This is a genomic window from Devosia sp. LC5, assembly GCF_000735585.1.
Classification (GTDB): Bacteria; Pseudomonadota; Alphaproteobacteria; order Rhizobiales; family Devosiaceae; genus Devosia.
In genome coordinates, this window is sequence record NZ_JNNO01000004.1 from 55,781 (window position 1) to 68,185 (window position 12,405).

Genomic DNA, 12,405 nt, shown 5'->3' on the forward strand with positions numbered 1-12,405 from the left:
GATGATCCGTGTCGTTGGCGGCAAGAGTTTTGTTGGCACCAACACGCCGGAAATTCCTCAGGATGGCGAAGGGCCGGAAAGAGAGGTGGTGCTCGCGGACTTCGGCCTTGAGGCTGGCACCGTGACGGTCGAACGCTTTGCTGCCTTCGTGGCCGCTACCGGCTACGTCACCGAGGCCGAGCGCTTTGGCTGGTCGTCCGTGTTCTTCGGCGACGAGAAGCATCTGGCCGAGGCAAGGGCGATCGGATCCGGCCTGCCATGGTGGCACAGCGTCAACGAAGCCACGTGGCGGCAGCCTGAAGGGCCTGGTAGTTCCATCGACGATCGGCTTGATCATCCGGTGACACAGGTCTCTTGGACGGATGCAAACGCCTTCGCGGCATGGGTTGGCGGGCGCCTACCAACAGAGGCCGAGTGGGAGCATGCAGCTCGAGGCGGTGCCGTGCGCCGTCGCTTCCCCTGGGGCGAAGCCGAGCCGGCGGACGACGCGATCTATGCCAATATCTGGCAGGGCCACTTTCCGGACCAGAATACCGCTCGTGACGGCTTTGAACGTACCGCCCCGGCGCGCAGTTTCGAACCCAATCCCCTCGGTTTTTACAGCATGTCCGGCAATGTCTGGGAGTGGACGCGCGACCCCTTCCGCGTTCGTTCGCTTGCCAGACAAGCGCGGCTCCGCAATGCCCAGGCACTGGCCCATTCGGAAAAGGTGCTGAAGGGCGGCTCGTTCCTCTGCCACATCTCCTACTGTTATCGCTATCGCATTGCTGCGCGCATGGCCCTTTCGCCAGACAGTGCCGCAAGCAATGCCGGTTTCCGGGTCGCTTACGACCTCTAGACATCTGCTGGTCGAGCCGTTCGGCTTGGGCTCCATTCTGTTCGCGGCGCCACAAATGCCCATTTATCTGCCCATAGCCGAACTCTCCGTCGACGTATTCTTCCTCCTCGGGATCGGTGCGGCCATCGGTTTCATCTCGGGCATTTTCGGCGTGGGTGGCGGCTTCCTGCTGACGCCCATGCTGCTTTTCACCGGCGTCCCGGCGCCGGTCGCGGTAGCCTCAGTCACGGCGCAGGTCGTTGCCTCGTCCACATCCGGGGCGCTGTCCTATTTTCGGCGCGGCGCCATGGATGAAAAGATGGGGGTCTTCCTGGTTTTCGGCGGCGTCTTCGGCTCGGCCCTGGGCGTTTGGATCTTTGGCCTGCTCAGTGCCATGGGCCAACTCGATCTCTTCTTGTCGCTTGGCTATCTTCTGCTGCTCGGTTCTGTCGGCACGCTGATGTTCATCGAATCCCTGCGCACGTTGCTCAGGCGCGACCGGGAAAAGCCTGCGGTGCGCCGCCTGCCAGGGCAGATTCCCTGGGTGCAGCGCCTGCCGCTTCGCACCCGCTTTCGCAAGTCGCAGCTCTATATTTCTGTCTTGCCTGTTGTGCTGATCGGCTTCGTCATCGGCATCGTCGGGGCGCTGCTTGGCATTGGTGGCGGCTTCGTCCTTGTGCCGGCGCTGGTCTATATTCTCCGCGTGCCCGGCAAGGTAGTGGTGGGCACATCGCTACTCCATCTGCTCGCGGTCATGGCCGTGACCTGCTTTCTGCACGCGGTCCAGACGCAGTCGGTCGATACCATACTGGCTTTCTGCCTCATGGTGGGCAGCGTCGCCGGCGCACAGTTTGGCGCTTCCGCCGGTCAGCATCTGCCTGGCGAACGGTTGCGCATTCTCCTGGCGCTATTGATCCTTGCCATCGCCATTCGCTTCGCGCTCGGCATCGTCATCTGGCCGGAGGACCCATTCACGCTCACCAAGCTCGGCTTTGGGCAATCGTGATGCGGCGTCTCCTCGCGATTGTAGCCATTATCGTGCTTTCCTTCGCTCCCGCCGCTGCCCAGGACGAGGTAAATGTCGTCTTCGTCAACTCCGACCCTGTAGTGGCAGTGCATTCCAATTTCCGGGGGCAGACCGTCACGCTCTTCGGCAGCATCGAACCTGGCCAAGGGGCGCCCGAGGGACCTTATTCCGTGGTTGTTCTCGTGCAGGGACCATCGTCGGACTGGGTAGTGCGCGAGAAGGGGCGACAGGGTGGTCTCGTGCTCAACAAAGCCGCTGCGCGCTACGCCCAGGCGCCGAGCTACTACGCCGTCCTGTCGTCCAGCCCGCTGTCCCAGATCGCTCCTCCTGAAGTCGTCGACAGGCAACGCCTCAGTTTTGCGGGGCTCGCCGCTTTGACCCGGCAGGGCGATGACCTGGCCAGCCTTGATCCTGAGTTTGTCCGTCTGATGCGCTCGGCCGGCAATTTCATCGAGGCAGAGCGGGGCGTCGTTATGCATTCCCCGACCACTTTCTCGGCTCGCGTTCCCATCGATTCAAATGCCGTGAACGGTCTCTACCTCGCGCGCGCCCTGATCATTGCCGACGGCAAGGTCATCGGCGAGACAACCACGCGCTTCACGGTGAGAACCCAGGATTTTGAACGCTATGTCGCCAACCTCGCGACATCCAATCCGCCCCTCTACGGGCTGGCGACAATCCTGCTCGCACTAGGCACAGGCTGGCTCGGCGGAATGCTCTTCAAGCGCTAGGATGCGCACTCTATCCGCTTGGTGGCGGGTAGCAACACGCTGTGTCCGCCCTTGGGGCTTCGGCGCTGAACCACGGTTGAACGCCGAGTGCTCGCACTCAGCCTTCACCCGGGATTTAGTGGCTGATCCGCAGGAGGCCCCCGCCTACATCCACAAGCGCTTCGAGCGCGAAGTTGAACTGCGCATCATGGAGCAGCGCCCTGACGGCGTAACCCTTATCCGCCTGATCGACCGGGAGGCCGGCACCCAGGAAGAGCGACTAGCGCGCCTTCAACATCAGCCTTCGCGAGGCCGAGGTTTTGCTCTGGCTGACGCACGGCAAATCCAACAAAGAAATCGCCGAAATCCTCCAGCTCTCACCCCGCACCATCAACAAACACCTCGAACAGATTTTCGAGAAGCTCGGTATCGAAAACCGGACAGCGGCGGCGACGATGTCGGTGCGAGTATTGTGGGATTAGGACCGCCGCCGGGCAATATGGTATCGATTTCGTATTGCCTGTGATTCACTGACCGTCCGCTTCCAGGAAGAATGAGCCGTGCCCTCAACGGCCGATTTGGGCGCATTGCGACCGACTGGGCTAGATCGGCACCTTTGCCAGACCGTCAAGCGAGGACGCGTGCTGAAGCCATCCCACGCTACGGCAATTACGAGCCTTAACAAGGCCGTAGCGTTGCTTCCCTGTACTCTACTCATAGCAATTGTGGAAAGGTCCGCCTCCAACTAGAACGGCAGGCCCAGATAGTTTTCGGCAAAACTTTGCTGGGCCACGGTTGAGCCGGTCAGGTAGTCGAACTCGGCGCGCTGGATGCGCCGGCCGAAGTCGCCTGTCTCGGGGAAGGTGTGAAGCAGATTGGTCATCCACCAACTGAAGCGCTCCGCTTTCCAAATTCGCTGCAAAGCCTTGGTGGAGTACCCCTTCAGTGCGGCCGGAGATCTGTCGATGTAGTGCTCGATGAAGGCGTCAGCGAGAGCCGCGACGTCACTCAAGGCAAGGTTGAGGCCCTTGGCGCCGGTAGGCGGAACAATATGAGCAGCATCACCGGCAAGAAAAAGCTGACCGAAGCGAAGCGGTTCCGCCACGAAACTGCGTAGTGGAGCGATAGATTTTTCGATAGAGGACCCGGTCTGCAGGGCCTCTGCGGTTTCCGGGTTGAGGCGGGAGCGCAGCTCGTCCCAGAAGCGGGCGTCGTCCCAGGCTTCCGCCTTTTCGTCAGCAGGTACCTGGATGTAGTAGCGAGACCGTACGGCCGACCGTTGCGAACAGAGCGCGAAACCGCGAGCGTGGTGAGCGTAGATGAGTTCGTCGGCGACGGGTGGTTGATCGACCAAAACACCAAGCCAGCCAAAAGGATAGGTGCGCTCGAACGTGGCAATGGCAGGCGGCGGAACGCTGGCGCGGCAGATGCCGTGAAAGCCGTCGCAGCCTGCGATAAAGTCGCAGTCGATGCGATGGGTGAGCCCGTCCTTGCGGTAGGTGACCCAAGGTTTGCCGTCAAAGTCGTGAAGAGAGACGTCTTCGGCCTCGTAGATGGTGGAGGACCGGCGGACGGCCATGAGGTCCCGGGTGACCTCCGTCTGGCCGTAAACCATGACATGACGGCCCATTAGCTGAGTAAAATCAAACCTTTGGCGGTCACCATCAAAACTTAGTTCCACGCCATGGTGGATGAGGCCCTCGGCATGCATACGCGCGCCGGCTTGCGCACGACCCATCAGGTCGATGCTGCCCTGTTCGAGCACCCCCGCCCGGATGCGGCCAAGCACATAATCCGGGCTTTTGCGCTCCAGAATGATGGTGTCGATGCCAGCCAGTTCGAGCAGGCGACCCAGCATCAACCCCGCCGGCCCCGCTCCAATAATCACAACCTGCGCGCGCAATTCGTTACCCCCCTGTTAGCATTAGCATCAGCAAACGGGGGCGTTTGTGAATGGACACGACGAGCAATCTATTGGACTATCCGAACATGAAACCCATCCCGAGCTATGCCCTATATGGCGAAGCCAACACCAACCAGGAGCAGGATTGGCTGCATTGGGAAACCATCCAGTCGCGCAGCCGGCTGCATGGCTATCGCATTGCGCCGCATCGGCATGAACAGTTCTTCCAGATCCTGCATCTGACCGGGGGCCGGGCCCAGGTAACGATCGATGCGGTGCAGCATGAGCTCAAGGCGCCAGCGGTGGTCGTGGTGCCGGCGCTGACAGTGCATGCCTACCGCTTCAGCGACGACGTTGATGGCGTGGTTGTAACGTTGATGGAGCGAGATGTGCGGGCGGCGGGAGCCGGCGAGATGCCGGCGGCAGTGTTCGGTGGTTCAGCCGATGTCGGGGAAGCCATCGATCGGCTGATTGCCGAGGCCGACCGGCCCGGTGCCGGGCACGGGGTGGCAATGCGGGCGCTGATTGCACTGCTGCTGGTGGCAATCGGGCGGGCACGGCATGCGTCTGTGATCGAGGAAACCAGGGCGAGCAGCCGCAGCCTGCTGCATGCACGGGCCTATCGCTGGCTGGTCGACCAGCGGTTTCGCGAAACGCGACGGATCGCCGACTATGCCGAGGCATTGGGCATCAGCCCTACGCATCTGAACCGGGTATGCCGGGAGGTGCTAGGTGCCTCCGCGCTACAGGTCATCGAGCGGCGCGTGGCACTGGAAGCGCGGCGGCAATTGCTGTTTTCCAGCCTGTCGGTCAAGCAGATCGGGGCGGAGCTGGGCTACGAGGACCCGGCCTATTTTTCGCGCGTACTGGTGCGCGTGCTGGGTATGGCGCCGGGGACCTACCGGGACCAAGCGCGCGGATAGCAGCTCGCTACAGCAATCGCCGCGGAGACTTTGCTCTCGCTGGGCACGCGCTGCTGGGCGCTCTGACAGGCGGCGAAGACATTGAGGCCCTAACGTTCCTCCTTGAAAAATGTATACAATAGGTATTTGATGATCTGCGAGATCAATCGCAGGGAAGAGGAGCCCGGTGATGAACACGCAGACATTTCCGATGAACGCCTGGTACGCTGCCGCGTGGGATACTGAGGTTAAACGCGCTTTGCTGCCGCGCAAAATCTGCGGAAAACCTGTGGTTCTGTACCGAAAACAGGACGGAACGCCGGTCGCCTTGGCCGATGCCTGCTGGCATCGGCTATTGCCGCTGTCGATGGGTGAGCTCTACGGCGACAATGTTATTTGCGGTTATCACGGTCTGGAATACGACGACACCGGCCGGTGTGTATACATGCCATCGCAGGACACCATCAATCCGTCGGCCTGTGTTGTGTCTTATCCGTTGATCGAAAAGCACCGCTTCATCTGGTTGTGGATGGGCGATCCGGCACTGGCGGACCCGGCCAAGGTGCCTGACCTGCACTGGAACGATGATCCGGAATGGGCGGCAGACGGCAAGCTGATCCACGCCAAATGCGACTATCGCCTGGTCATCGACAATCTGATGGATCTGACGCACGAGACCTATGTGCACGGCTCTTCCATCGGCAACCGCGCTGTCGCGGAAGCGCCGTTTACCGCCACCCATTCGGACACGACCGCAACTATCACGCGGTGGATGAAAGATATCGACGCACCGCCATTCTGGCGCGGGCAATTGGGCAAATCAGGCAATGTCGATCGCTGGCAGATCATCAATTTCGAAGCGCCAGCCACCATCGCCATCGATGTCGGCGTCGCGCCCGCCGGCACCGGCGCGCCCGAGGGCGATCGCAGCCAGGGCGTCAACGGCTTCGTGCTCAACACGATCACGCCAGAGACGGACAAGACTTGCCATTACTTCTGGGCCTTTGCCCGCAACTACAAGACGTCCGAACAGCGCCGCACGCACGAACTGCGTGAGGGCGTGGCAAGCATCTTCCGTGAGGATGAGCGGATACTGGAAGCGCAGCAGATCGCCATCGACAACAACCCCGACCATGTCATCTACAATCTCAATATCGATGCCGGCTCGATGTGGGCACGCAAGTTGATCGACGCGATGATCGCCGGCGAGCAGCAGCAAGCCATGGCGGCGGAATAGGCCATGGCCGTTTCTCCCCAGACCCGGCAGCAGCCGCAATCGCTCAAGGCGCTGATGGGCGTACGCGATCTGATCCTGGGCGGCAGTGCCCGCCCGGGTGAGCGACTTTCGGAGGTGGCGGTTGCCGAGAGGCTGGGCATTTCGCGCACGCCGATCCGCGCCGCGCTGGCCCGGCTGGAGCAGGAGGGGCTGCTCGAACTCATTCCCTCGGGCGGCTATGCCGTGCGTGGCTTTGCCCGCGAAGAGGTTATCGACGCGATCGAGCTGCGAGGGGTGCTGGAAGGCACCGCCGCGCGGCTTGCCGCGGAACGGGGCGTACCGCCGGGCCGGATGCGTGCCGTCAAGGAACTGGTGCGGGCGCTGGACGAGACCGTGCGCGATCGCCCCGAGGACATGGAATTCGACCGCTATGTCGAGCTCAACGCTGCCTTCCACGAGGCGCTGGCCGGGCTTTCGGGCAGCGAAACCATCAGGCGCGAAATCGAGCGAGTGACGCGGCTGCCCTTTGCCTCGCCCAGCGCCTTTCTCGACAAGCAGGCCGATGTGCCCGCCTTCCGGCAATCGCTGCTGGTGGGACAGGCCCAGCACAAGGCCATCATCAATGCCATCGAGCTGCGTGAGGGCGGCCGGGCCGAGGCGCTGGCGCGCGAGCATGCGCGGCTGGCGCGGCAGAATCTCGAATATGTCATCGAGGAAGACCGCAGCCTGCTGCGCCGCGTGCCGGCGCTGGCGCTGGTCGGCGAATAGGAGGACGCCATGCGCAACAAACTGGAATGGCGCCGGGGCCGCGTGACCCGCGCCGAGAATATTGCGGACGATGTCCGGTTGCTCGAATTTGCCGTGGATGGGACGCTGCCCCGCTTCGATCCGGGCTCGCACAGCAATTTCACGGTGAGCCTGGGTGAGGGGCAGGCCGTGCGCACCTATAGCTGCCTGCCGGCACCGGGCGGCCATATCAGCGTGGCCGTCAAGCATCATGAGCACAGCCGCGGCGGCTCGCACTTCATGTGGAGCCTCGAGGCCGGGACAGCGATTGAGCTGAGCGTGCCGGAAAACCGCTTCGAGTTATCCTGGCGCGCACCATACTATCTGTTGATGGCGGGCGGCATCGGCATCACGCCGATCTACGGCATGGCATTGGCGCTGCAGCGGCGCGGCATTGATTTCCGCCTGGTCTATGGCGGCCGCAGCCGCTCGGTCATGGCCTTTGCCGATGCGCTGGAGGCCGGGCTTGGCGATCGCGTTGCCGTGCATGCTGGCGATGCCGGCGGACGCATCGATGTGGCGGCCGAGATTGCCGCATTACCCGAAAATGGCGAGCTTTATGTCTGCGGCCCCATCGACATGCTCAATGCGGTCAAGGCAGCCTGGGCCGCCGCCGGGCGCCCCATGGGCCGGCTGCGCTATGAGGTTTTCGGCGATAGCGGGCTGTTTGCCGAGGGTCCCTTCAGCGTCGAAGTGCAAGGGCTTGGCCGCTCGGTCACGGTGCGGCCCGACCAGACCCTGCTCGAAGCGCTGCTCGGTGCCGGTGTCGACATGATCTACGATTGCCAGCGCGGCGAATGCGGGCTCTGCGCCGTCGATATCATCGAGCATGATGGCCCCATCGACCACCGCGACGTATTCTTCAGTGCCGAGGAGAAACATGAAGGGACGCGGATGTGTGCCTGCGTGTCACGCCTGGCGAGCGGCAAGGCGGTCATCGATGTCGGCTACCGCGCCTGACTGCTGACAAAAGAGGGGCGCCGTGGCGCCCCTCAAATCTTCGGAAGGCCGGGTTGGCTTATTGGGCGGACTCGGCGGCAACCATTGCCGTGGCCTGCTCGTAAAGGGCCCTGCCATCGACGCCGAGGGCTTCCATGTCGGAGAACCACTGATCGATGGTCGGTTGCGCGGCAGCCTTCCATCGAGCGGTTTCGGCTTCATCGAGCGTGACGATATTGTTGCTCAAGTCGGTCGCAATCTTGAGGCCACCGACATCGCCGGCATCCATGGCCTGGCCGAAGGCGCGCGCCACTTCGACGCCGGAATTGGCATCGATCACCGCCTTGAGGTCGTCGGGCAGGGCGTCGTAGCTCGCCTGGTTCATGACGAAAGCGAAGGTCTGGGTATAAAGCCCATTGGCACCGGTGAAGCCGGTGTGGTTCTTGACCAGTTCGGCCACCTTGAGCGAGGGCGTGACTTCCCACGGAATGGTCGTGCCGTTGATGACGCCCTTGGACAGGGCCTCGGTCACCTGCGGCACGGGCATGCCGATCGGTTCGGCGCCGAGCCGGCCCAGCATGTCTGAAATCACGCGCGAACCGCCACGGATCTTCATCCCGGCCAGGTCTTCCAGCTTGGTGACGGGATTTTGCGTGTGGAACAGGCCAGGGCCATGAGTATGCACGGCGATCAGGTGAACGCCTTCGAACTCATCCATGGCATTGGCTTCGACATATTTCTGGAACGCCACCGAGGTCGCCTCGGCGGAGGTGACCAGGAACGGCATTTCGAAGACTTCCGACTTGGGGAAGCGGCCGGGCGTATAGCCCAGTACGGTCCAGATGATATCGACCACGCCATCCTTGGCCTGGTCGAACAAGGCGGGCGGCGCACCGCCCAGCTGCATGGCCGGATACAGTTCGAACTTGATGCGGCCGCCCGACTGTTCCTCGACCGCCTTGGCCCAGGGTTCGATGGCCGAGGCGGGAATGGTCGCCTGCGCCGGCAGCATCTGGTGAATCCGCATGGTGACGTCCTGGGCCAGCGCACTGCCGCACAGCAGTGTTGCGGCGAGGGCGCCAGCCAGAATGGTATTGAGCTTGTTCATAGTTTCTCACTCCCTAGATTGCGCGTTTGGATGCGCGTTGCAGTCTTCCTCTATACGTCGTTCGCCCCTGTCTCCTCGGGGGCAAGAACGATGGCCTCAGTAGAGCAGTCTCACCAGGAACAGCGTGATGACCGGAAAACCGGCCAGGATCACGGTGCGGATGAGATCGCTCGCGACAAAGGGCAGGACGCCCTTGTAGGTCTGGCCAAGCGACGTGCCCTTGGCCATGGAATTGATGACGAACAGGTTCATGCCCACTGGCGGGGTGATGAGGCCAACCTCCACCACGATCAGGATGAGAATGCCGAACCAGATGGCGAACTCTTCTGGCGACAGCCCGAAATCGAGGGCGGTCATCATGGGGAAGACAATCGGCACGGTCAGCAGGATCATGGACAGCGAATCCATGACGCAACCCAGCACCAGGTAGAGGATGAGCACCGCCGCCAGCACCACCCAGGGGCTGAGGCCCTGTGCGGTGACCCATTGGGCCGAGATCTGGGGCAGTTGCGACATGGCGAGGAACCCGTTGAGCGCGGCCGCGCCCAGCACGATCAGGAAGATCATGGCGGTGGACGATGCGGTCGCCAGGAGAGCCTCGATATAGTTCTTGCCGGTGAGGCTGCGGTTGAGCAGCGAGATGATCGCCGTTCCGGCCGCGCCGATGGCCGCCGCCTCGGTGGGGGTGAACAGGCCGCTATAGATGCCGCCGATCACGACGACGAAGACGACCAGCACCGGCCAGACTTTGGCCAGAGCCGCAAACCGCTCGCGATAGGGCACCCGCGCGGCGGCACCGGCGGCTTCGGGATTGACGCGGACATAGATGGCGATGGCGATGACATAGCCGAGAGCGGCCAGGATGCCGGGCACGAAGGCGGCCATGAACAGCTTGGAAATGTTCTGCTCGGTCAGGATGGCATAGATGACCAGGATAACCGATGGCGGGATGAGAATGCCCAGCGTGCCGCCAGCTGCCAGCGTTCCCGTCGCCAGCGCGCCGGAATAGCCGTATTTCTTGAGCTCGGGCAGGGCGACATGGCCCATGGTGGCAGCTGTCGCCAGCGAGGAACCGCAGATGGCGCCAAACCCGGCACAGGCGCCGATGGCCGCCATGGCGACGCCGCCCTTGCGATGGCCCAGCCAGGTCGCGGCGGCCTTGAACAGCGCGGCCGACATGCCGCCCAGCGTGGCGAACTGGCCCATCAGCAGGAAGAGCGGCACGACGGAGAGCGAATAGTTGGAGAACGTGCTGTGGGTCAGGCTCTTGAACTGGGCCATGACCGGATTGAAGGAGCCCGTGATCAGGTAGGAGCCGCCCACGCCCACGGCCAGCATGGCCAGGCCAATGGGGATACGCAGGAAAATCAGCAGCAGGACGATCGGAAAGGACCAGAGCCCAAGCTCGACATTGCTCAATGGATGGCCCCCTGGCTTTCGGTCGGTGCCCGGCCGGCCGCGGCATCAGCCAGACTGCGGACGAGGAGATAGGCGGCCACGATGATGAGGACACCGGCGCCGACAAGGCCCGCGGCATAGGACCACCAGAGCGGCATGCGCAGCAGCAGGGTGGTCTCGCCATAGTTGAACTTGTCGATGGTGCCCAGGGCATGCCGCCATGCGATGAAGGCGGCCAGCACCAGCATCAGCGCGTCACATATGACCAGCAGCCAGGCGTTGAATCGTGGGCCGGCCAGATCGGTGAAAATTGCCACGACTGCGTGTCCGCGCGTGAGATGGGCCCAGGGCAGGAAGGCAAAAATGGCAAATCCAATGCCCGCCTCGACGAGTTCATAGTCCCCCAGGACCGGGCCCAGGCCCGCCCAGATCAGGGCGCGTCCGATCACGCTGACCACGATCAGGATGACGAGCGCTGTCAGCACCAGGCCGCCGGCGATCGCCGTCAGTCGGGCAAGCCCGGCCACACCACGACCGATGAGTGTTTCATCCATTTCCAAAGGCTCCTCCCTTCGTCAATGATTGCCGTCATCTTGCGTGCGGCAAAGCGATTTTCTGCGTAGTTTGTATAACCCCCGGATTATGCTTCCAGGTGGACGTCGGTATCAGCCGAAGTTCGGCTTGCGCTTTTCGAGGAAGGCGCGCAGGCCTTCTTCTGCGTCGGCACCCGTCTGACTCAGCGCGGCTGCCAGGCTTTCGGCATAAAGCCCGTCCTCGGCGGACATATTGGCGATGCGCGCAATTGACTGGATGATCAGGTAGTTGATCGTACCTGAATTCTGGGCGATCTGCCCGGCCAGTTCGAAGGCCTTGGCCAGCCCGCCGCCGGCCGGCGCCAGATAGTGGGCAAGGCCGAGGCGCTCGCCTTCCTCGGCGCTATAGGTGCGTCCGGTCAGCATCATTTCAGTCAGCCGGTCAGCGCCGATAATGGCGGCAAGGCGCACCGTGGCGCCACCGCCCACGAAGATGCCGCGCTGGCCCTCGGGCATGCGAAACATGGTGCCCGGTTCGGCAACGCGAACATGGCAGGCGGCGGCGATTTCCAGGCCACCGCCCATCACCGCGCCGTTCATCGCCGCGATGACCGGAATGCCACTGAATTGAACCAGGCTCATGACGGCATGCCAGTTGCGCGAGTGCCGCATCACGGCCTGCGGCTCGCGCCGCACCTGTTCGCTGAGGTCGAGCCCGGCCGAAAAATGTCCGCCGGCCCCGGACAGCACGATGACGCGGACACCATTGGGGACGGTGCCGAAAAAGCTGCGCAGCGCCTCGATGGTCTGGTCGTTGACGGCATTCCGCTTGGTCGGGCGGTTGAACTGCAGATGGGCAATGGCGCCCTCCACCCGCACGTCCAGCACGGACTTTTCCACGGTCATTCTCCACCCCGAAGCGTTCGCGTTCGGCGGCACCATTTTCCGGTACCGCCACCTTGATGATTGTTCTACTATATAACAATTATGAGCGCCAGCAGATGATGTGCCCCCCGAGCGATATTGTTTGGTCATCGGCACGAGCGTTCGATGGCCGGAGCACTCT

The 12,405-nt window shown here is 62.7% G+C and carries 13 protein-coding genes; 8 read left to right on the top strand and 5 right to left on the bottom strand.

The genetic code is table 11. From position 1 onward, the window contains the following. The first annotated feature begins 1 nt into the window (after window position 1). The 4 genes from FF80_RS03160 (at window position 2) to FF80_RS21230 (ending at window position 3,036) form a co-directional block, all read left to right on the top strand. Window positions 2–838 carry a formylglycine-generating enzyme family protein gene (locus tag FF80_RS03160; protein WP_035097559.1) on the top strand — a complete coding sequence of 279 codons (837 nt, stop codon included), beginning with the start codon at window positions 2–4 and terminating at the stop codon, window positions 836–838. A gap of 55 nt (window positions 839–893) precedes the next feature. Next, on the top strand, window positions 894–1,823 hold the full coding sequence (locus FF80_RS03165) for a sulfite exporter TauE/SafE family protein (protein WP_035097560.1): 930 nt from the start codon (window positions 894–896) through the stop codon (window positions 1,821–1,823). Next, window positions 1,823–2,575, top strand: coding sequence for a TIGR02186 family protein (locus FF80_RS03170; protein ID WP_035097464.1), 753 nt, complete (start codon window positions 1,823–1,825; stop codon window positions 2,573–2,575). The genes FF80_RS03165 and FF80_RS03170 overlap by 1 nt, the downstream gene beginning before the upstream one ends. A gap of 299 nt (window positions 2,576–2,874) precedes the next feature. Continuing rightward, window positions 2,875–3,036 carry a helix-turn-helix transcriptional regulator gene (locus tag FF80_RS21230; protein ID WP_348270314.1) on the top strand — a complete coding sequence of 54 codons (162 nt, stop codon included), beginning with the start codon at window positions 2,875–2,877 and terminating at the stop codon, window positions 3,034–3,036. A 263-nt stretch (window positions 3,037–3,299) separates the two neighbouring features. Here the strand turns inward: FF80_RS21230 and pobA are convergent, their stop codons facing one another. Further along, complete coding sequence (gene pobA, locus FF80_RS03175) at window positions 3,300–4,457, bottom strand: 4-hydroxybenzoate 3-monooxygenase (protein ID WP_035097465.1); 1,158 nt, start codon at window positions 4,455–4,457, stop codon at window positions 3,300–3,302. A 50-nt stretch (window positions 4,458–4,507) separates the two neighbouring features. Here pobA and FF80_RS03180 point away from each other — a divergent pair, with 50 nt between their 5' ends. The 4 genes from FF80_RS03180 (at window position 4,508) to FF80_RS03195 (ending at window position 8,321) form a co-directional block, all read left to right on the top strand. Beyond that, window positions 4,508–5,380, top strand: coding sequence for a helix-turn-helix domain-containing protein (locus FF80_RS03180; protein WP_244445693.1), 873 nt, complete (start codon window positions 4,508–4,510; stop codon window positions 5,378–5,380). 169 nt (window positions 5,381–5,549) lie between these two features. Continuing rightward, window positions 5,550–6,596 carry an aromatic ring-hydroxylating dioxygenase subunit alpha gene (locus FF80_RS03185; RefSeq protein ID WP_035097466.1) on the top strand — a complete coding sequence of 349 codons (1,047 nt, stop codon included), beginning with the start codon at window positions 5,550–5,552 and terminating at the stop codon, window positions 6,594–6,596. Between the two features lie 3 nt (window positions 6,597–6,599). After that, the gene (locus tag FF80_RS03190; RefSeq protein WP_035097467.1) at window positions 6,600–7,343 is read left to right on the top strand and encodes a GntR family transcriptional regulator; all 744 of its coding nucleotides are present in this window, start codon (window positions 6,600–6,602) and stop codon (window positions 7,341–7,343) included. 9 nt (window positions 7,344–7,352) lie between these two features. Continuing rightward, window positions 7,353–8,321 carry a PDR/VanB family oxidoreductase gene (locus tag FF80_RS03195; protein ID WP_035097468.1) on the top strand — a complete coding sequence of 323 codons (969 nt, stop codon included), beginning with the start codon at window positions 7,353–7,355 and terminating at the stop codon, window positions 8,319–8,321. 58 nt (window positions 8,322–8,379) lie between these two features. Here the strand turns inward: FF80_RS03195 and FF80_RS03200 are convergent, their stop codons facing one another. The 4 genes from FF80_RS03200 to FF80_RS03215 all read right to left on the bottom strand — a co-directional run bounded on the left by FF80_RS03200 (window position 8,380) and on the right by FF80_RS03215 (window position 12,245). Beyond that, window positions 8,380–9,408 (bottom strand): TRAP transporter substrate-binding protein, encoded by a 1,029-nt coding sequence (locus FF80_RS03200; RefSeq protein ID WP_035097469.1) that lies wholly within the window; start codon window positions 9,406–9,408, stop codon window positions 8,380–8,382. A 96-nt stretch (window positions 9,409–9,504) separates the two neighbouring features. Continuing rightward, window positions 9,505–10,827 carry a TRAP transporter large permease gene (locus tag FF80_RS03205; protein WP_035097470.1) on the bottom strand — a complete coding sequence of 441 codons (1,323 nt, stop codon included), beginning with the start codon at window positions 10,825–10,827 and terminating at the stop codon, window positions 9,505–9,507. Then, window positions 10,824–11,360 carry a TRAP transporter small permease gene (locus tag FF80_RS03210; protein WP_035097471.1) on the bottom strand — a complete coding sequence of 179 codons (537 nt, stop codon included), beginning with the start codon at window positions 11,358–11,360 and terminating at the stop codon, window positions 10,824–10,826. Before FF80_RS03210 ends, FF80_RS03205 begins: the two co-directional genes overlap by 4 nt. 111 nt (window positions 11,361–11,471) lie before the next feature. Continuing rightward, window positions 11,472–12,245: a crotonase/enoyl-CoA hydratase family protein gene (locus FF80_RS03215; RefSeq protein WP_035097472.1), complete on the bottom strand. Its 774-nt coding sequence runs from the start codon at window positions 12,243–12,245 to the stop codon at window positions 11,472–11,474. Window positions 12,246–12,405 lie beyond the last annotated feature (160 nt).

Bases quoted from the DNA above. Each gene is read 5' to 3' on its own strand.
- FF80_RS03160 (WP_035097559.1), top strand. From the start codon at position 2: ATGATCCGTGTCGTTGGCGGCAAGAGTTTTGTTGGCACCAACACGCCG.
- FF80_RS03165 (WP_035097560.1), top strand. From the start codon at position 894: ATGCCCATTTATCTGCCCATAGCCGAACTCTCCGTCGACGTATTCTTC.
- FF80_RS03170 (WP_035097464.1), top strand. From the start codon at position 1,823: ATGCGGCGTCTCCTCGCGATTGTAGCCATTATCGTGCTTTCCTTCGCT.
- FF80_RS03180 (WP_244445693.1), top strand. From the start codon at position 4,508: ATGGACACGACGAGCAATCTATTGGACTATCCGAACATGAAACCCATC.
- FF80_RS03185 (WP_035097466.1), top strand. From the start codon at position 5,550: ATGAACACGCAGACATTTCCGATGAACGCCTGGTACGCTGCCGCGTGG.
- FF80_RS03190 (WP_035097467.1), top strand. From the start codon at position 6,600: ATGGCCGTTTCTCCCCAGACCCGGCAGCAGCCGCAATCGCTCAAGGCG.
- FF80_RS03195 (WP_035097468.1), top strand. From the start codon at position 7,353: ATGCGCAACAAACTGGAATGGCGCCGGGGCCGCGTGACCCGCGCCGAG.
- FF80_RS03200 (WP_035097469.1), bottom strand. From the start codon at position 9,408: ATGAACAAGCTCAATACCATTCTGGCTGGCGCCCTCGCCGCAACACTG.
- FF80_RS03210 (WP_035097471.1), bottom strand. From the start codon at position 11,360: ATGGATGAAACACTCATCGGTCGTGGTGTGGCCGGGCTTGCCCGACTG.
- FF80_RS03215 (WP_035097472.1), bottom strand. From the start codon at position 12,245: ATGACCGTGGAAAAGTCCGTGCTGGACGTGCGGGTGGAGGGCGCCATT.